This window comes from Maritimibacter sp. DP1N21-5 (genome assembly GCF_019218295.1).
In the GTDB taxonomy this organism is placed as follows: domain Bacteria; phylum Pseudomonadota; class Alphaproteobacteria; order Rhodobacterales; family Rhodobacteraceae; genus Maritimibacter.
The window spans coordinates 100,093-119,537 of sequence record NZ_JAHUZF010000002.1 but is presented as its reverse complement, the minus strand read 5'-3'; the positions used below and the strand labels follow the sequence as shown (position 1 = coordinate 119,537).

The following is a 19,445-nucleotide window of genomic DNA, read 5'->3' as shown; positions in this document are numbered from 1 at the left end:
ACCCCGCTCGCGCATCCGTCACCCGGCGGCACGTCTCATTCGGCGGGGGCCGGCACGGTCCCGGCCAACACCGTTTCGTTGCCCTTCTCCGGGTGACGCGGAATCAGCATGGCAAAAAGAAGCGAAACGCCCGCCATCCCCGCGGCCAGCCCGAAGACCGAGCCCGGCGACTGCACCCAGAGATAGCCCAGAAGCGCCGGCAGAAACACCGCGGCGATGTGGTTGATGGTAAAGGCCACCGCCGCCGTCGGCGCGATATCCGGCACATCGGCGATCTTCTGGAAATAGGTCTTGAGCGCGAAGGCCAGCGAGAAGAACAGATGGTCCAGCACATAGAGCGTCGCGGCCAGCGCCACCCCCCAGCCGAAGTAGTAGATCCCGCCATAGGCGAGAAACACACCGATCAGCCCGATGTATTCGAACATGAGCACCCGCCGCTCGCCGTATTTCATGACAGCTTTGCCCATGAAGGGCGCGGCTATCATGTTGGCGAGGAAGTTGATGATGAAAAGCGCCGTGATCTCGTGCACCTCGAAGCCGAACCGCTCCACCATCATGAAGGCCGCGAAGACCACGAAGATCTGCCGCCGCGCGCCAGACATCATCTGAAGCGCATAGTAGAGCCAGTAGCGCCGGCGCAGGACGAAGGTCTTGAGCTGTGGCTCGGGGCTTTCGAACTGCGGGTAGAGGAAGAACGCGGCCCCGGCGATCAGCGCCGTGATCCCGCCGGAGACGAGATAGACGAAGTTGTAGCTCAGGTCGAAGGTCTTCCACGTGACCACGAGAAGCGCATAGGCCACCAACGACGCTCCCGACCCGATCGCCACCAGCCAGCCCAGGACCTGCGGTGCCCGCTTGCGGTCGAGCCACTGAAGCTGGAGGGATTGGTTGATCGTCTCGAAGTAATGAAACCCGATGGACGAGAGCATGGTGATGGTAAGGATGCCGCCGAGCGACGGAAACCACGCCGTGATCGCCGTGGCGACCCCGAGCATCAGGAGCGCGACGAGCCCCAGCACCTGTTCCCGGATGAAAATGATAAGCGCGATGACCCCGATGGCGAGGAAGCCGGGGATTTCGCGCACGGTGTGGAGCCAGCCTATCTCGACCCCGGTAAAGCCTGCCACTTCGATGACGAAGTTGTTCAGAAGCGCGTTCCATGTCGCAAAGGCGATGGGCATGGCGGCCGCCATGACGCCCAGCAGTACCTGCGGCTGCCGCCAGCGGGGAAGGCTTTTCGCCTCTTCGAGGGTGATCTTCGTGAAGGCCATGATCTTCCATAAAGCGCGGGCGCCCCTGCGGCGAGCCGCCCGACTGTGCCGGATTGAACAAATCTGCAGCCCAGCACAAGAATTCCGCACATTCGGTCACATTCAATCAGGCCGATATGTCATGATCCAAATCAAGGCACCGCGACCCGTCTGACGCCATTCTCTCCCGCGAAGGAGACGCGCCATGGACATCATCCCCCTTATCGACCGCATCGGCGAAGCCCCTACCGGCGCACTCTTCGGCCTTCTCACCGGACTGGTCTTCGGCGTGGCCGCGCAACGCTCGCGTTTTTGCCTGCGCGCGGCGACCGTGGAATTCGCCCGTCGCCAGATGGGCCCTTCGGTCGCGGTCTGGCTCCTGACTTTCTCGACCGCGCTCGTCTGGGTTCAGGGCGCCACGCTCCTGGGCCTCTTTCGGCCAGAGGACGCGCGGATGATGGCCGTCACCGGATCGTGGTCCGGCGCCATCTTCGGCGGCCTCATGTTCGGCGTGGGCATGGTCCTCGCGCGGGGCTGCTCTGGCCGGCTTCTCGTCCTCGCCGCCACCGGCAACCTGCGTTCTGTGGTCTCTGGCCTCATTTTCGCGGTCGTGGCGCAGATGTCGCTGCACGGCTGGCTCTCCCCTGTCAGGACCGAGATCGCCCAGCTCTGGACCACGCCAGGAGGCGCAAACGTGAACCTGCTCACCCTCCTCCACCTACCCCGTGGATCGGGTCTGGCCATCGGCCTCGCGCTCGCGGTTCTCGCCCTCGTCATCTCGCGGCGGAACCGCATCGGGCCCGGCCGGCTGGTCTTCGCCTCCGGCGTCGGCTTCTCGGTGGCGCTGGGCTGGGTGCTCACATTCACGCTCGCGCAATCGGCCTTCGAGCCGGTCACTGTCAGCTCCGCCACCTTCACCGGACCTTCGGCCAACACGCTCATGTTCTTCCTCACCGAACACCCGGTCCTCGAGTTCGACGTGGGCCTCGTCCCGGGCGTCGTCCTCGGCGCCTTCGCCGCTTCCTGGCTCAAGGGCGAGTTCCGGTTTCAGGGGTTCGAGAACGAGGCCAACATGCGCCGTGCCTTCACCGGCGCCGCCTTCATGGGGTTCGGCGGCATGCTCGCGGGCGGCTGCGCCATCGGCGCAGGCGTCACCGGCGGCTCGATCTTCGTGGGCACCGCCTGGCTCGCGCTCTTTTTCATGTGGGTGGGCGCCATGGCGACCGACCGCCTCATCGACCAACGCGCGACGCCCGCGGGCCTGCCGGCCTGACCCTTTCATCTTTCTCCAAATACGCTCGGGGGAGCCCCGCAGGGGCGGGGGCGAAGCCCCCCTCGTGCCCTCTCGCCGAAGGCGAGGGGGCGCAAGACCTGTGCGGGCGCGAGCCCGCGCCTTTCGCTAATGAAAGCTCCGGTTAATAGAAGCTCTGCGGATCGATATCGACCGACAGCCGGATATCACCCTTCACCGGCACCCGGGACAGCCACGCCCGAAGCGCCGGCTGCACGGCCACCGACTTGGGCGCCTTGATCAGGAGCCGCACCCTGTGGCGCCCGCGGACCCGGGCGATCGGCGCCGGGGCAGGCCCGAAGACCTGCGCGCCGATCTGCACCAGCGGCGCATCGGCCCTTGCCAGCGCCGTTCCCAGCGCCATCGCCGCGTCAAGATCGGGCGAGGAGATCACGACGCCCACGAGCCTGCCATAGGGTGGCACACCCGCTGCCTGCCGCTCGCCCGCCTCGGCTTTCCAGAACCCCTCCTCGTCGCCCGACAGGATCGCCCGGATCACCGGATGCTCGGGCTGGAAGGTCTGGAGCATCGCCTTGCCGGGAATGTCGCCCCGGCCGGCCCGGCCGGCCACCTGCCGAATAAGCTGGAACGTCCGCTCCGCCGCGCGCAGGTCCGACCCTTGCAGCCCGAGATCCGCGTCGATCACGCCAACCAGCGTGAGGAGCGGGAAGTTGTGCCCCTTGGCCACGATCTGGGTCCCGATGATGATGTCGGCCCCGCCACCCGCGATCAACTCGATCTGTGCCTTGAGCGCCCGCGCCGATCCGAAGAGGTCGGACGACAGCACCGCCACGCGCGCCGTCGGAAAGACCTCTGCCACCTCCTCGGCCAGCCGCTCGACCCCCGGCCCCACCGGCGCGAGCTTGCCCTCAGCCTCGCAACTCGGGCAGGCATCGGGCATCGGTTTCGACTCGCCGCACTGGTGGCAGACAAGGCGCTTCAGGAACCGGTGCTCGACCATATTCGCATCGCAATGATCGCAGCCCACCTTGTGTCCGCAGGCCCGGCAGATCGTCACCGGGGCATAACCGCGACGGTTGAGGAAAAGGAGCGCCTGCTCGCCCGCCTCGATCCGGCCTTCGACCGCGCGGATGAGCGTTGGCGAAATCCAGCGGTTCGCTGGCAGGTCCTCCGACCGAATGTCCACGGCAGCCATTTCCGGCAGGACGGCATGACCGAAGCGGCTGATCAGGTCGATGCGCTTGTATTTCCCGGCTTCGGCGTTGGCCCATGTCTCGAGCGAGGGCGTCGCACTTGCCAGCACGACCTGCGCCTCGCAGATCGACGCCCGCATCACCGCCATGTCGCGCGCGGAATAGAGGACCCCGTCCTCCTGCTTGTAGGAGGTGTCATGCTCCTCATCGACGACGATCAGACCAAGGTCGCGAAACGGCAGAAACAGCGCCGAGCGCGCGCCGACGACGAGCCCGAAGCCTCCCTCGCCCGCCATGCGCCAGACCCGGCGCCTCTCCGTCATGGTGACGCCCGAGTGCCATTCGGCGGGCTTCTGACCGAAGCGCGCCTCGACACGCTTGAGGAACTCCGAGGTAAGCGCGATCTCTGGCAAGAGCACGAGCGCCTGCCGTCCGGCCTTGAGACAGGCCGCGACCGCTTCGAGGTAGACCTCGGTCTTGCCCGACCCGGTAACGCCGCGCAGAAGCGTCGCGCCGAAGCGCCCGCCCTCGATCCCCGCCCGCAGCGCCTTTGCCGCGCGTGCCTGATCCTCGGCCAGGGGCTTGCCGGCCATCTCCGCGTCGAGGAAGGGAAACGGCAGGTCGCGGGGGCTTTCGACCTCTTCCACCGATCCCAGCTTGACGAGGCCCTTGACCACGCTCGTCGTCACCCCGGCCTCTTCGGCCAGTTCGCCCAGCGTGAAGCCCAGCCGCCCCTCGGCCTCGAGCACTTCGAGCACCCGCTCCCGCGCCTCGGTCATCCGGTCGGGTTCGCGGCCCCCCAGACGGTAGATCTTTCGCATCGAGGGCGGGTCCATGAGCCCCGGCGCGCGGGTCGCGAGGCGCAACATCTGCGACATGGGTGTGAGCGTGTAGTCCCCGACCCGCCGCAGGAATTCGGCCATCTCGGGACGCATGGGCGCCACGTCGAGCACCTTGCCCACGGCACGGAGCTTTGCGGCGTCGAAGCCCGCTTCCCCTGCCCCCCAGACCACCCCCAGCACCCGGCGGGGGCCGAGCGGCACCTCGACGAAAGCTCCCTGCCAACAGCCACCTTCAGGCGCACGGTAGGTCAGCAGCCGGTCAAGCGGCTGCGCGGTCAGAACCGACACCCGTGCGCCTTCCTCGAAGAAGGTCATACTCTCGTCCTGTCCGAAACCGCCTATCATTCGTGCCCGATCCTCATGAGGTCCACATAGGCCCAAACGACGCCGACTTTCCATCCGCCTCCGCGTTCAAATTCGCGATCCGAGGGGTTTCCGCGCCCAGTCGCCTCCTGTATGAGAGCGCCAACATCTGCCATCGTTTACCCGGGGGACCCCCATGAAATTTTTCGTCGACACTGCCGATGTGGACGCGATCCGCGAACTCAACGACCTTGGCCTTCTTGACGGGGTGACCACGAACCCCTCGCTGATCAAGAAATCCGGCCGCAACATCATCGAAGTCACCAAGGAAATCTGCGAAATCGTCTCGGGCCCGGTCTCGGCGGAAGTGACCGCCACCGATGCCGCCGACATGATCGCCGAGGGCCGCAAGCTCGCCAAGATCTCGGGCAACATCGCTGTGAAGGTGCCGCTCACGCTCGACGGGCTCAAGGCCTGCAAGACGCTCACGGACGAAGGCACCATGGTCAACGTGACGCTCTGCTTCTCGGCAAACCAGGCGCTGCTCGCGGCCAAGGCCGGCGCGACCTTCATCTCGCCCTTCATCGGGCGTCTGGACGACAACTCCTACGACGGGCTTGACCTCATCCAGGATATCCGCACGATCTATGACAACTACGGCTTCGAGACCCAGATCCTCGCGGCCTCGATCCGCACCGTGAACCACGTCAAGGATTGCGCCCTGATCGGTGCCGACGTGATGACCGCGCCTCCCGCCGTGATCAAGGCGCTGGCCAATCACGTGCTGACGGACAAGGGCCTCGACGCCTTCCTGGAGGATATCAAATCGGCAGGGATCAAGATCCTCTGATCGGGTCTGCTTGCACGAACACGACAGACGCGGGGGCCTCGGCCCCCGTTTTTCGTGAAATAATTGCAGAAATCACGCATCAAGCCTGCTAAGCTTGGCTCAACAAAAAAACGAAGCAGTCACAGGACAGGCCCATGACAACGCAGACGACGCAGCAGTCGAGTTTTGCCCCGATCAGCGAAGACACGCGCGAGGCGCTGATCAAGTCCCCGGAATACATCCTCGAGGATCAGGATCTCATGCGGGCGCTGATCGCGGCCAACGAACGCGCGATGGGGTCGAATATCGTCGATCTGCGCGGAATCGCCATGGAACGGCTCGAAGCGCGACTCGACCGGCTCGAGGATACGCACCGCAGCGTGATCGCTGCCGCCTATGACAATCTGGCCGGGATGAACATCATCCACCGCGCCGTGCTCCGGATGCTCGACCCCGCCGATTTCGAGGTCTTCATGCGCGATCTTGGCGGCGAGGTGGCCCAGATCCTGCGTGTCGATTGCGTGCGACTGGTGCTGGAAAGCCAGCAGGACGAACAAAGCGCCGCGATCGAGAAGCTGGGCGACGTGCTGGTCACTGCGCCCAAGGGATTTTCCGACCGCTATATCGGACGTTCGCGCGAAGCCGGCGGGCCCGGGGTAGTGCTGCGGCAGGTGCAGGATCAGGACCAGAAGCTCTATGGTGACACGGGCTTCTGGATCCGGTCGGAGGCGATCCTGAGGCTCGATCTGGGCGAAGGCCGACTGCCGGGCCTGCTGGTGCTCGGCGCCGAGGACCCGCACCAGTTCAAGTCGGGACAGGGAACCGACCTTCTCGGGTTTTTCGGCGGTGTCTTCGAACGGGCCATGCGCCGCTGGCTTGCCTGAGCGAATGTTCGAGGAAGACAAGCACCGAGATAGAACTGCGGCAATTCCGGCCCTGATTTGTTCGATCCCACCATGTCAGACGGTATAGACATTTCGCCCGGCGCCCGTGACGCCCTATCCAGATGGCTCGATCACATACGGGCCATCGACGGGGCCGCCGACAACACGATCGAGGCCTACCGCAAGGACGTCGTCGGCTTCCTTGCGTTCCTGTCTGCACACCATGGCACCGGCTTCGGACGCGTCGCGCTTGCCGATGTGACGCTGTCGGACATGCGGTCGTGGATGGCACGGGAGCGTGCCGACGGGTTGTCGTCGCGATCCCTTGCACGGGCGCTGTCGGCGGTGAAGGCCTTCTACCGTTGGCTGTCGGACCGGGACGATTTCGATGCCTCCGCCGTCCTGATGACCCGGGCGCCCAAGTTCACCAAGAAACTCCCCCGCCCCGTCAGCGCCGAAGCCGCGCGGGAGGTTATCGCGCTCACCGAAACGCAGGCGCGCGTCGGCTGGATCGGGGCGCGCGATGCGGCGGTGGTGACGCTCCTCTACGGCTGTGGGCTCCGCATTTCCGAGGCGCTCGGGCTAACCGGCGCCGATCATCCCCTCCCCGAGGTGCTGCGCATCACCGGCAAGGGCGGCAAGGAGCGGATCGTGCCGGTCCTGCCCGCCGCGCGCTCGGCGCTCGCCGCCTATGTCCGGCTGTGCCCCTATCCGGTGACGCCGGCGACACCGCTGTTCTACGGCGCACGGGGCGGGCCGCTGGGACCGCGCGCGGTGCAGATGGCGATGGAGAGCGCGCGGCTGCAACTCGGGCTCCCCTCTACCGCCACACCCCATGCGCTGCGCCATAGCTTCGCGACCCACCTGCTCAACGCGGGGGGCGACCTCAGGGCGATTCAAGAGCTGCTGGGTCACGCCTCGCTATCCACGACTCAAGCCTATACCGCCATCGACACCGAACGGTTGATGGAGGTCTACGACAAGGCCCACCCCCGCGCACGCTAGGCAGGGTTGCCGTTAGCGGAATCTTCACGCCGCCCTGCGATGGTGTCACCGATCATTACCGACCGGAGGCGCAGATGGCCTTGTCCCCTTTATCCCTGATTTCCGACATGCGTCCGGCTGCCCTGGCCGGTCGGGCCGTCGATGCGGCGCGACAGATGGCCGCTGAACCGAGGCATGGCCCCGAGGGAAAGGGGTTCGCCGGTATGATGGACGCGCTCGATGCCAACCGGGACGGGCATTTGTCCGGGATCGACGCCATCGGCCATGCCGGTCGCGGCGCGGCCCGGGTCTTTTCCGCCTTCACCGGCGTCGAGATCGACACTTCAGGGCGCGATGACCCAACCATGCTACAACGTGGGTCACATGCAGATGTGCAGGCGGACGAGGGAACAAAACCGGCGCATCCGGCGGTGTTACCCTCAGGGACAGTGCCGCCTACGATCGCAGGCATTCACCAGCTATACGACCAATTGCGCGCGCTTCGCTGATCCTGGAAGAAATGCGCGAGGACCATTCCTGCCTGGTCCGACACCAACGCCGTATCTTGAGCCGGCGTCAACACTGGCCCCTTGCCAGCCCGGATGCCTTCGTCCATGAGGGGGCATGACCCAGACTGCAAAAGCCCTCGCCGTCCATCTTTTCACTGCCATGGGGGCGATCTTCGCCATGCTGGCCATGCTGGCCGCGGTGGAAGAGGAATGGGGGCTCATGTTCCTCTGGCTCGTCGTCGCCTTCGTAGTGGACGGGATCGACGGGCCTCTCGCCCGCCGATATCACGTCAAGCGCTACGCAGCCCAGATCGACGGGGTCCTCATGGACCTCATCATCGACTACCTGACCTATGTGTTCATCCCGGCCTATGCGCTTTTCAAGTCTGGTATCCTGCCCGGCTGGACCGGCTGGATTGCGATCATCGTCATTACCTATGCCTCGGCGCTCTACTTCGCGGACACGCGGATGAAGACCAAGGACAATTCCTTCGCGGGCTTTCCGGGATGCTGGAATATGGTGGTCATCGTGCTCTTCGCACTCACGCCGAATTTCTGGGTGACTCTCACGCTGGTTGTGGCGCTGGCCGTCGCCATGTTCGCGCCGCTCAAGTTCATTCACCCCGCACGCACCGAACGTTGGCGCAGTGTCTCGCTTCCTGTCGCAATTGCCTGGACCATCTTCGCGGGCTGGTCGGCCTGGGTGGATTTCGCCGCCGGAAGCTGGGCGCATTGGGGCCTGACCGCGACCTCGATCTACCTGCTTTTCGCCGGCGTCGCGCAGCAGATCATCCCCGCGCGCAAGACCGCCTAGAGCAGCAGCCCCCCGGCCCCTTCGAGGCGCAGGAGCGCGACCTTCGTTTCGATCCCGCCCTCGCCCGAATATCCCCCAAGGCCCGAGGCCGCGAGAACCCGGTGACAGGGGATCAGGACCGGGATCGGGTTGCCACCGCAGCCCTGCCCCACCGCCTGCGCGGTCACGCCAAGCTCGCGTGCGAGATCGCCATAGGTCCGCGTCTCGCCGAAGGGAATCGCCAACATCGCGTCGCAGACGGCACGCTGGAACGCGGTCCCCGAAACGCGAAACGGCAGGTCGAACGCCTGCCGTTTGCCTTTGAAATAGTCGTCGAACTGCGCCGCCGCATCGGCCAGCAGGGGACTTTGCCCCTCCTCCCGGCCCCGCCACGACAACCGCATGATCGCCCCGTCCTCCTCTGTCACGAACAGAGGCCCGACGGGGCTTTCGACGCGGGCGGTCGTCACCCCAGCGCCTCGTCGCAGCGGTGGCAAGTGGCGTCGTGGCTGTGCGTGCCCACGTCGGACAGGATTTTCCAGCAGCGCTGGCACTTCTCGCCATCTGCCCTTTCGAAGACCACGGCGATTCCAGGCACTTCCGTCATGCGAAACGCCTCGGACGGGGCCGGATCGGTGGTCACGGACACATCCGACACGATGCAGATATCGGCGAAATCGACCGACCGAAGCGCCGCGGCGAGCGCCGCATCTTCCACATGCACCACGGGGGCGGCTTCCAGCGACGCGCCGATCACCTTGTCCCGACGCTGCACCTCGAGAGCCGCAGTCACGACACGGCGCGCCCGACGGATGCCGGCCCATTTCTCGGCCAGCGCCGCATCCTTCCAGGCCGCTGGCGTGTCCGGGATATCCACGAGATGCACCGAGCTGTCGTCGCCCGGGAAGCGTTCGAGCCAGACCTCCTCCATCGTGAAGACGAGCACCGGCGCGAGCCAGGTCACGAGCCGATGGAACAGGATGTCGAGCACGGTGCGCGCGGCACGGCGGCGCAGGCTGTCGGCGGCGTCGCAATAGAGCGCATCCTTGCGGATGTCGAAATAGACCGACGACAGGTCCACGGTCGCAAAGTTGAAGACCTGCTGGAAAAGTCCCTGGAAATCGTAGGAATCGAAGCCCTCACGTACGATTTCGTCAAGTTCCGCCACCCGGTGCAACACCCAGCGCTCCAGCTCCGGCATCTCCTCGACCGCGACCTTCTCGGCCTCCGAGAAGCCCGCGAGGTTGCCCAGGATGAAGCGCATGGTGTTGCGCAGGCGCCGGTAGCTGTCGGCGGTGCCCTTTAGGATCTCCTGCCCGATGCGCAGGTCGACGGTGTAGTCAGACTGCGCCACCCAGAGCCGCAGGATGTCGGCCCCGTATTGCTTCACCACCTCTTCCGGCGCGATGGTATTGCCCAGCGACTTGGACATCTTCATGCCCTTCTCGTCGAGGGTGAAGCCATGGGTCAGCACGCCGCGATAGGGCGCGCGGCCCTTGGTCCCGCAGGCTTGCAGAAGCGAAGAATGGAACCAGCCCCGGTGCTGGTCGGTGCCTTCAAGGTAAAGGTCGGCGATGCCGTCCTCGGTGCCGTCCTCGCGATCCCGAAGCACGAAGGCATGGGTCGAGCCGGAGTCAAACCACACGTCGAGCACGTCGAAGACCTGATCGTAGTCGTCCGGGTTCACGACATTGCCCAGCACCCGGGCCTTGAAGCCCTCTTCATACCAGACGTCGGCACCTTTTTCCTCGAACTCGGCCACCACTCGCGCGTTCACGGTGGCGTCGCGCAGCAGGAAATCGGGATCGGTCGGCAAGGCGCCTTTCTTGGTGAAACAGGTCAGCGGCACACCCCAGGCGCGTTGGCGCGACAGCACCCAGTCCGGGCGCGCTTCGATCATGGAGTAAAGCCGATTGCGCCCGGTCTGGGGCGTCCATGTCACGAGCTGGTCGATCGAGGTCAGCGCCCGTTCGCGGATCGTATCGCCATAGGTCCCCATGCCGTCGTCGAGCTTGTAGTCGACGGCGGCGAACCATTGCGGAGTGTTGCGGTAGATGACCGGGGCCTTGGAGCGCCAGCTATGCGGATAGCTGTGCTTGATCTTGCCGCGGGCGAGCAGACCGTTCACTTCGACCAGTTTGTCGATGATGGTCTTGTTGGCATCGCCCTCGCCGCCCTTGCGGTTGAGGATGTATTTGCCCCCGAAGAACGGCAGATCGGCCCGGAAGCCGCCATCGTCCATCACGTTGTAGGTGATGACCTCGGACAGCATCCCCAGATCGCGGTAGAGCTCGTATTCCTCCATCCCGTGCGACGGCGCACAGTGGACGAAGCCGGTGCCTTCTTCGTCGGTCACGAAATCGGCGGCGCGGAAATCGCGCGGCTGGTCCCATTCGCCGTTCGCGCCCTCGGCCCCCGCGAGCGGATGGGCAAGCGTCATGGCCGCGAGCTGATGCGAGGTCACGTCAGAGACACGTTTCCACTGGCCCTCTTCGAGCCGGGCCTTGGCAAAGGTCTGCGCGGCGAGCTTGTCGGCAAGGATGAACCGTTCACCCACGGAGGCCCAGCATTCGTCCGGCGTCGCGATGACTTCGTACAGGCCATAGGCATAGTCGGCCCCGAAGACGACGGCCTTGTTGGACGGGATGGTCCAGGGCGTCGTCGTCCAGATCACGACCTTTGCGCCGAGGAATTTCTCGCGCGTTTCGGCGATGGTGGCCGCGACGGCTTCACGCGCCTCGGAGCTTTCCTCTTCCGACGGGCGATCCTCTTCGGCCACGGCAAAGTCGATCACCGGGAATTTCACCCAGATAGTGAACGACTCCTTGTCGTGATATTCCACCTCGGCCTCGGCCAGCGCGGTCTGTTCGATGGGCGACCACATCACGGGCTTCGACCCCTGATAGAGCGTGCCATTCATGAGGAATTTCATGAACTCCTCCGCGATCACGGCCTCGGCGTGGAAGTTCATCGTCAGGTAAGGATCGGCCCAGTTGCCGGTGATCCCCAGCCGCTTGAACTCCTCACGCTGAACGTCGATCCAGCCCTCGGCGAACTTGCGGCACTCCTGCCGGAAATCGATGACCGGGACATCGTCCTTCGACTTGCCCTTCTTGCGGTATTCTTCCTCGATCTTCCACTCGATGGGCAGACCGTGACAATCCCAGCCGGGAACATATCGCGCATCGCGACCCATCATCTGCTGCGAGCGCACGATCATGTCCTTGAGGATCTTGTTCAATGCGTGACCGATGTGCAGATGCCCGTTCGCATAGGGAGGGCCATCGTGAAGCGTAAAGGGCGTGCGGCCCGTTTTTTCCCGCAGACGGTCGTAGACGCCGATCTTGTCCCACCGGGCGAGCCAGCCGGGCTCGCGGTTGGGCAGACCTGCCCGCATCGGAAAGTCGGTTTCAGGGAGCGTCAGCGTGTCCTTGTAGTCGGGCGTGACGGTTTCGGTGGTGTCGGCGCACATCTGGGGCGTCCTTCGGCTTGGCCCGCGCGGGGTGAAGCGGCTCACGGCGCGTTTCGGGCGGATCGTATTTTCGCTGGTTTTATTGAACAGGCGGCGCGGGGTCCATACGCCTTGTCCCGGCGACTCCTGTCAGAGCGCCGGGCCAGTAATTCGAATGATGATCGCCTTAGAAAACATGACCGCGATATAGCGCGCGGCCCCCGAGCGGGCAAGCCCGCACCCGTCAGGAGGAACCGAAGAGCCCCGTCAGCGCCCGCTTGATCAGGTTGGACACGGACGGACGTTTGCCTCGTGTGAAGGGCAAGGGACGACAGACCTCCATCGCGGCGACGCCAACGCGCGCGGTCAGGGCGCCGTTCACGACGCCTTCGCCGAAGCGGCGGGAGATACGCGACAGCGCCGTGCCCCCGGCCACCGATCCGATCAGGTCGTCGCCGACCGCGACCGCCCCCGTCGCCACGAGATGCGTCATGACCGCCCGCGTCAGTCGCCACGCGCCAAGCGCCCCGGAGCGTCCGCCATAGATGTCGGCCACGCGCCGGATCATGCGGATGTTCGCGGTAAGCGCGGTCGCCACGTCGGCCAGTGCGAGGGGCACCACGGCCGTCACCGTCGCGACCTGTCGCGTCGCCGCCTCGACTTCGCGTTTGGCCGCCTCGTCCAGCGGCAGAAGCAGTTCCGCCTCGGCCAGATGAATGAGCCCGTCGGCATCGAACACCTGCGACTCGCGCTCTTCCATCCGGTCGAGATACCAGCGCATCTCGCTCTGGGTGCGGAACAGACGCTTGAGCTCGCCCACGACCACTTTCGCCTCCGCCAGGTCCTGATGCGCGATGGCGGCCTCGGCCGCCGAATGGATGTGATCGACCCGGCGCAAGCGGGCAAAGGCCGCGAGCTCCCGGATCGAAATGACCAGAAGCACGATCAGGAACCCGGCGAAAAGCACGGTCGCGACAAGGCCCAGAACCGGATTGCGGTTGAGAAGGTCGGTCACGAAGTTCCAGGCTGCAACGGACGCCATGAAACCGACAAGCGACAGCGCGAAGCCCCAGAACCAGCGCGACAGCTTCGACGGTTTGCGTGCCGCGATCCGTGCCGCCAGTTCCATAGCGCGCGGCTCAGGCAGGCCAAGATCGGTGTCGGGCACCGGGGGGGCGCTCGCCGGGGTCTCGGGCGCATCCGCCTTGTCGTCGAGGTCGATCAGCACCGGACCGGGTTTGCGGCTCATGTCGCCTTCTCCCATTGGAAACGGATGTCGGTCAGCCCTTCGTCGTTGGCCGTGCCGATGGCGGTCGGGCGAAAGCCCATCGTCGCATAGAAACGCCGCGCCTCGTGGTTCGCGGCATGGGTGTGAAGCGACAGGCAAGCGTGTTCCGACTGGACCCGGGACAGGAGCGCGCGCCCGATCCCGTGGCCCCGGTGCACCCGGGCAAGGTAAAGCGCATGCACCTGGCCATCCTCCACCGCGATGAAGCCCACGACCCGAGCCCCGAGCCGCGCCACCCGCACCCAGCCACGCGCCACCATGTCGCGTGCGATCCGCGCCTCTTCGGCCCGGCTGCGGGTCCGGTGCAACCACGGCGGTTCGTCCAGAGCATCGGACAGGATGCGCGCCACGGCCCGCGCGTCCCACCGCCGGGCGGGTGTTATGCGAAGGCCCCTCACAACCGGTCCCCGATCAGGAAGTCCGCTGCCCGATCAAGCCGGATATGCGGCGGCCCTTCGCCGGGACGAAGCGTGATCTCGGCAGGCCGAAACCGCATGATCCCGTAGTCGGCGTCGAGCCAGTCGACGGCCCCGTCCCGCGCAGGTTTAAGGAGCTGCGCCGGGTCCTCGGGCAGCTCGCCCGGATAGAAGGCCGCGCGTTTGTCGCCGTCCAGAAGGGTGCCGCGCACGCAGTCGAGTTTCTCGCCCTGGTGGTCGATGGTTTCCTCGGTCGTCGTGCGCAGTGCCGCGATCGACATGGCCCCGGTCTGCGCCCCGGCGAAATCCGCCCGGTCGCGCGCGTCCCGCATGAGGGCCGCCATGATCGCGGTCAGCCGTGCGTGCTGGAGATGGTGCAAGTGATCGGCCTTGGTCGCGCAGAACAGGATCTTCTCGACCCGACGCCCTACGAAAAGCTGGGTGAGCCAGGCGTTGCGCCCCGGTCGGAAGGCCGACAGGATCTCGGCCATGGCGCGGCGCAGGTCCTCGAGCGCAGCCGGCCCCGCATGGATTGCCCCCAGCACATCGACCAGCACCACCTGCCGGTCGATCCGTGCGAAGTGGTCGCGGAAGAAGGGTTTCACGACCTTGGACTTATAGGCTTCGAACCGCCGTTCGAACTCGCGGTAGAGCGATCCCCGCGGGGTCCGGTCGGGCTTGGGAAGGGGCGCAAAGGTCAGCGCGGGCGATCCCTCCATCTCGCCGGGCAGGAGGAAGCGCCCCGGCGTACAGTCGGAGAACCCTGCCTCCCGCGCGTCACGCAGATACCGCGCGAAGCTATCGGCCAGCGTCTTGGCCTCCGGCTCCTCGAAACGGTCCTTGGCTTCGGTCTCGCGGGCCATTGCCAAGAAGTCCGATGCACTGCCGCGCGGCGCCGCGCGGGCAAGCGCGTCCGCCGACCATGTCGCATAGTCCTGATCCAGGAGCGCGAGGTCCAGAAGCCATTCGCCGGGATAGTCCACGATGTCGAGATGCACCGTGCGCGGGCTGCGCACCCCGGCCAGAAGCCCGCCGGGCTTGATCCGGAAGGACAGGCGCAACTCGGAAATCGCGCGGGTCGAGTCCGGCCAATGGGGGTCCGGTCCGGTCATCGCGGAGAGATGCGTCTCGTAGTCGAAGCGTGGCACATCGTCGTGGGGCTGCGGTTGCAGGAAGGCGGTCAGGATGCGTCCCTCGGCGGCGGGCACGAGACCGACCATCCTTTCCCGGTTCATGAGGTTCGCGACCAGCGAGGTGATGAAGACCGTCTTGCCGGATCGAGACAGACCCGTGACGCCGAGCCGGATCACCGGCTCGAACAGCGCCTCGTTCACCCCGTCGCCCACCGCCTCGATCTGGCGATAGATGCCGTCTGCTATGTCACCGAGACCCAAGGAATCCCCCTTTGTTTCGATGAACATAGGAAGAGACCGGCCAAGGTTCCAGATCGCCCGCTCAACCGGGCCATCCACGGGGTTCTATCGCTTGTCTCCGTAGTTGGGCTTCGACCGTCTGGTCTCGATGGGGTTTGGGCCTCAGGCCCGGCGCCGGATCGGCGCGCGCGGCGCCGTGAGCGGCCGACGGTTGCGGACCTTCAGGGGCAACGACAGGCGGACGCGGAACATGTCGCCTTCCTGGCTCACCGACAGTTGCCCGCCCACGCTGCGCGACCGCTTGGCCATGCCGATGATGCCAAGTGAAATGCCCGAAGCCCCGGGGTCGGCCTTGGCCGCACCTTCGGCCGTCTTGGCCGATTGCGGCGCCTCGTTCCGGATTTCGATGGTCAGCCGCTTGGAGGTGACCTTGGCGTCCACGAAGATGCCCTTGCCGTTGGCGTGTTTCTTTGCGTTGTTCAGGCTTTCATAGACCGTGCGGTAAGCCACCACCTGCAGGGGCTTGTCGGCGAAGACCTCTTCCCCGTCGAGCCGGCGCGGAACGTGAATATCCGTTTCATCCTCGAAAGCGTCGATCGCCAGACGCACACTTTCCAGAAGCGAGGCTCCTTCGAGTTCCGGAAGAATGAGCCCGACAGAAATATTGCGCAGATCAGAGAGCGCCTGGGACACGAGTTCGCGCGCCTTGCGTTCGGCTTCCACATGTTTGGGGTCGATGGGCACCTGGCTTTGGTAAAGCGACGAGAGCGACAGAAGCTGGATCGGCCCGTCGTGAAGTTCGGCCCCGACGTGGTTCAGGAACCTGTCGTTTTCATCTGCAAGCGCCCGGCGAAGGCCTTCGGATTCGTCCAGGAGTTCCGAGTTGTGCAGGGTCAGGGCTTCCTGTTCCTTCAGCACGTCGAGCAGCTTGTTTTCCTGCCGCGTGAGCCGCCTTTGGGCGAAAAGGATCAGGAGCGAGAGCAGGATGATCCCGACCACGATGACGATGGTGCGTATACGGTCGATTTCGCCGACCATGCGTTCGATCCGGGCCACCAGAAGTTCGACCGAGCAATAGATTTCCGCGATGACGATCAGCTCGCCCGCGGTGTTGTACATCGGCATATAGACTTCGTAGACGTGGTCCCCGATCCAGACGTCTTCCTCGTTCTCGACGCTTTCGAGGTCGAGTTGGTTGATCACCGTCTCGCCGTCGTAGACCCGCATGTCCTGCGGATCCATCATGTAGTCGCGCAGGGGTCCGCCTTCCGACGAGTAGAGCAACCGGCCATCGAGGCCCCAAAGCTTGATCAGGTTGATGTAACCGTCTTCGACGCTGCTTTCCAAAACGTTGTCGATCGCCGTCCTGATGGCCGGGTCGATGGTGCCAGTCAGCGGCTCCTGACCGATCAGCGGCACGAGAATGGACCGCGCGAGCGCCTGTTCCACCTCGAGAGAGCTTTCCACCATGTTTCGTGCAGCGATCCCCCGCTGCACGAAAGAGGTGATCTGCGTCGTGCTCCACAGGATCAACACGATCAGGAACAGGAACTGCGTCAACAGCCCGCTCGAACGCCAGAGGTCGGCAATATGGTCCCGCACACGGAACACGTGCACGCCGAGCGACATGAGCACCGAACGGACCGCGTCAGTTGCCATAGATAGATACCCCATGCCCAATCCTGGACCAAATCATGCCCTGAGAAGGTGTTTGTGGCAACAAATTAAGCGTTTCGAGGTTACGAGTGGGTATCACCACTCGGTCATCGCACGAGACATGCTGTCGCGAATGGGCTGCACGATGTAGTCAAAGGGGCTCCGTTCCCTCGTGGTCAGATAGACCTCCACGGGCATCCCCGGCACAAGACGTGCACCATGCGGCAGCTCGATGTTCTCGACCGGCTCGGCATTGGCGAGGTAGAAGGATGCCCCCGCCGCCTGATCCGTCACGCTCGCAGGTGCGATGTGCGACACGACCCCGTCGAACTCGGGCGTCAAACGCTGATCGAACGCAAGAAAGCGCAGACGTGCGGCCTGGCCCAAGGCGATCTGGTCGATGTCCGTCGTGGCCACCTTGAACTCGATCACGAGCTTGGCGTCACGCGGCACGATGGTCACCATGGTCTGCCCTGGCGCCACGACCTGGCCGATGGTGTTCACCGGAACCTGGTTCACGGTGCCGGCCACCGGCGCACGCACGACGCTGCGCGCCAGAAGGTCTTCGCGCGACAGGATCTGGAGTTGAAGCTCGGCGATCTTCGGGGTCAAAACGCGCAGTTCCTTATGCGCATTCGACACCGCCGCCGTGTCCAGTTCGGACATCTCGAGCTCGACGCGGCTTTGTTCGACCCGGTTGGTCATGAGCCGGGCTTCCACCTCCGCGAAATCCCCGGTGAGCCGCGCCTGCGCCGAGGCGGACTCGGTCAGACGGCTTTCGGCCACCGCGCCGCGCGCCACCAGTTCGGTGTTGCGCTCGAGGGCCTCATTGGCAAGTTCAAGCTGTTTGAGCAGCGCATCGCGCCGTGACTTGAGCGCTTTTTCCTCAAGCAAGAGACGCTCAGACTGAAGCGCGAGAGCCCGCTTGCGCGCGGTCCGCTCCTGCCGTTCGTTGTCCAGAAGCATCATCTCGCCAGCCATGGCCGCAACGAGTTCCACATCGGCCGCATCCGCGCCGGCAGGTGCCGCCAGTGCATCCCATCCCTCGCGCTCGGCCTCGAAGCGGGCGGCCTGAGCACGGGCTTCGCGCAGTTGCATGCGCAGGATGGCAAGTTCGCTTTCGGTCTCGTGGGTTTCCAGTTTCACGAGCGGATCGCCCTTTGCGACCTCCTGCCCCGGCAACACGAGGATTTCGCTGATCGTGCCGCCCTCGGCATGTTGGGCCGTGCGCAATTCGCGGTCCACCTGCACGTTGCCGCTCGCGATCACGGCGGCGTTCAGCTTGGCTTCCATCGCCCAGCTGCCAAGTCCGGCGACCAGCGCCACCATCAGGACGCCGGATATGGCGATCGGCCACCCCAAGCCAAGCCGCAGCGACGGTCCCGCTTGTTTCATCGTCATCTCTGTCATTTCAATTACCCCCTCAAATTAAGTGCAGCGCTCAGCCAAGATCCGTCGAGTGAAGGTCGGCCGGATCGACCGGCTCCACCGTCATCGCGGCCTCGGCCGGCGCTGCGTTTTGACCGAACCCCATTCGGTCAGCAAAAGCGTCCCGTGCCGACGGATCGCGCAGCACGATGACCTGAGACAGGAAGGGCAGACCGGACGGATCGTCCACCAGCCCCGATTGCCGCAGGATTTCTTCCATCGGCAGATGTTGCATCAGATCACCGACCACGAGATCCGTGACCCGGCCCACCGTTTCATCGGGCAGGTCCCCAAACCAGTGCCCCATGTCCTCAAACAGCCGGGCGATGGCATCGCCCCCCGGCTGTGCCGGCGCGGGACCATCCGGGCCGGCGTTTTCGCCGGGCTGTTCCGTCTGGCCTTCGCCGTTCTCTCCTGTCTGGCCCGGCGCCGCGTTCGCTCCGCCGCCACGGTTCACCGGCGCGGCGCCGGTGCTGTTGGTGCCCGTGAAGGCCGCCAGATCGGGCCCCGACAGGGGCCCCATCGGATCGGGCCATGTGTTGCCCTCGCCCAGCGCGCGGCTGATCAGGTCGTCAAGGCGATCGGACCCCTGCCGCCCGTTGGACGCATGGATCGAGGTCGAGAAGTCGCGACCGCCACCATCCATGTCTGACTTGTCCTTCTCTGCGTTGATCCCGTCGAGGCGCAGAGGATCGACGGCGGCGAGTTGATCCCCGGACGGGGCGGGCCCCGCCGCGGCGGCGTCATCCTCGCCGGTGTCGCTTTCCTGCTTGTCCACCTCGATGGCGCTCGCGTCTTTCGCGTCCGAGAACAGTGTGTTCGCGAAGTAGACGAAAGGCAGCAGCATGAGCGCAAAGATCCGGGCAGCGCGGCTGGGCCGCTCGTCGACGGGTTTTGCCGCTTCTTCTGCCGCGGTCGGCGGCGTGGTCGGCTGTGCCTTCCGCCCTGCGCGACTTGCGATATCGATACGGCTGGTCACGACATTCCCTCCTGA

At 65.2% G+C, this 19,445-nt stretch carries 16 protein-coding genes; 6 read left to right on the top strand and 10 right to left on the bottom strand.

Annotated features, from left to right (window positions below; all coding sequences use genetic code 11):
* Positions 1-35 precede the first annotated feature (35 nt).
* Positions 36-1,271, bottom strand: a complete 1,236-nt coding sequence (locus KJP29_RS01095; RefSeq protein ID WP_218461695.1) for an MFS transporter — start codon at positions 1,269-1,271, stop codon at positions 36-38.
* A gap of 184 nt (positions 1,272-1,455) precedes the next feature.
* On the opposite strand from KJP29_RS01095, the gene KJP29_RS01090 reads away from it, so the two are divergent.
* Complete coding sequence (locus tag KJP29_RS01090; RefSeq protein ID WP_218461694.1) at positions 1,456-2,523, top strand: YeeE/YedE family protein; 1,068 nt, start codon at positions 1,456-1,458, stop codon at positions 2,521-2,523.
* Positions 2,524-2,665: 142 nt separating this feature from the next.
* On the opposite strand, the gene KJP29_RS01085 is transcribed toward KJP29_RS01090, so the two are convergent.
* Positions 2,666-4,852 carry a primosomal protein N' gene (locus tag KJP29_RS01085; protein WP_218461693.1) on the bottom strand — a complete coding sequence of 729 codons (2,187 nt, stop codon included), beginning with the start codon at positions 4,850-4,852 and terminating at the stop codon, positions 2,666-2,668.
* 184 nt (positions 4,853-5,036) lie between these two features.
* Between KJP29_RS01085 and fsa the strand changes: the two genes are divergently transcribed.
* From fsa to KJP29_RS01060, 5 genes are all read left to right on the top strand, one after another.
* A complete protein-coding gene (gene fsa, locus KJP29_RS01080) occupies positions 5,037-5,690 on the top strand; it encodes a fructose-6-phosphate aldolase (protein WP_218461692.1) in 654 nt (217 codons plus the stop codon).
* A 134-nt stretch (positions 5,691-5,824) separates the two neighbouring features.
* Positions 5,825-6,553 carry a DUF484 family protein gene (locus tag KJP29_RS01075; protein WP_218461691.1) on the top strand — a complete coding sequence of 243 codons (729 nt, stop codon included), beginning with the start codon at positions 5,825-5,827 and terminating at the stop codon, positions 6,551-6,553.
* A 72-nt stretch (positions 6,554-6,625) separates the two neighbouring features.
* Positions 6,626-7,558: a tyrosine recombinase XerC gene (locus KJP29_RS01070; RefSeq protein WP_218461690.1), complete on the top strand. Its 933-nt coding sequence runs from the start codon at positions 6,626-6,628 to the stop codon at positions 7,556-7,558.
* 74 nt (positions 7,559-7,632) lie between these two features.
* Positions 7,633-8,046: a hypothetical protein gene (locus KJP29_RS01065; protein ID WP_218461689.1), complete on the top strand. Its 414-nt coding sequence runs from the start codon at positions 7,633-7,635 to the stop codon at positions 8,044-8,046.
* Between the two features lie 115 nt (positions 8,047-8,161).
* Positions 8,162-8,860 carry a phosphatidylcholine/phosphatidylserine synthase gene (locus KJP29_RS01060; RefSeq protein ID WP_218461688.1) on the top strand — a complete coding sequence of 233 codons (699 nt, stop codon included), beginning with the start codon at positions 8,162-8,164 and terminating at the stop codon, positions 8,858-8,860.
* Here the strand turns inward: KJP29_RS01060 and KJP29_RS01055 are convergent.
* The 8 genes from KJP29_RS01055 to KJP29_RS01020 form a co-directional block, all read right to left on the bottom strand.
* On the bottom strand, positions 8,857-9,309 hold the full coding sequence (locus tag KJP29_RS01055) for a methylated-DNA--[protein]-cysteine S-methyltransferase (RefSeq protein WP_370630751.1): 453 nt from the start codon (positions 9,307-9,309) through the stop codon (positions 8,857-8,859). The two genes, KJP29_RS01060 and KJP29_RS01055, sit on opposite strands and share 4 nt — an antisense overlap.
* Positions 9,306-12,311, bottom strand: a complete 3,006-nt coding sequence (gene ileS / locus KJP29_RS01050; protein WP_218461687.1) for an isoleucine--tRNA ligase — start codon at positions 12,309-12,311, stop codon at positions 9,306-9,308. Before ileS ends, KJP29_RS01055 begins: the two co-directional genes overlap by 4 nt.
* A 223-nt stretch (positions 12,312-12,534) precedes the next feature.
* Complete coding sequence (locus KJP29_RS01045) at positions 12,535-13,539, bottom strand: YcjF family protein (protein WP_218461686.1); 1,005 nt, start codon at positions 13,537-13,539, stop codon at positions 12,535-12,537.
* Entirely contained in the window at positions 13,536-13,928 is a 393-nt protein-coding gene (locus KJP29_RS01040; protein WP_218461685.1) for a GNAT family N-acetyltransferase, read from the bottom strand. The genes KJP29_RS01045 and KJP29_RS01040 overlap by 4 nt, the downstream gene beginning before the upstream one ends.
* Before the next feature lie 44 nt (positions 13,929-13,972).
* On the bottom strand, positions 13,973-15,388 hold the full coding sequence (locus KJP29_RS01035) for a YcjX family protein (protein WP_218461684.1): 1,416 nt from the start codon (positions 15,386-15,388) through the stop codon (positions 13,973-13,975).
* A gap of 141 nt (positions 15,389-15,529) precedes the next feature.
* A complete protein-coding gene (locus KJP29_RS01030) occupies positions 15,530-17,026 on the bottom strand; it encodes a sensor histidine kinase (RefSeq protein ID WP_218461683.1) in 1,497 nt (498 codons plus the stop codon).
* 93 nt (positions 17,027-17,119) lie between these two features.
* On the bottom strand, positions 17,120-18,433 hold the full coding sequence (locus KJP29_RS01025; RefSeq protein ID WP_218461682.1) for an HlyD family type I secretion periplasmic adaptor subunit: 1,314 nt from the start codon (positions 18,431-18,433) through the stop codon (positions 17,120-17,122).
* A 31-nt stretch (positions 18,434-18,464) separates the two neighbouring features.
* On the bottom strand, positions 18,465-19,430 hold the full coding sequence (locus tag KJP29_RS01020; RefSeq protein ID WP_218461681.1) for a hypothetical protein: 966 nt from the start codon (positions 19,428-19,430) through the stop codon (positions 18,465-18,467).
* Positions 19,431-19,445: the final 15 nt, after the last annotated feature.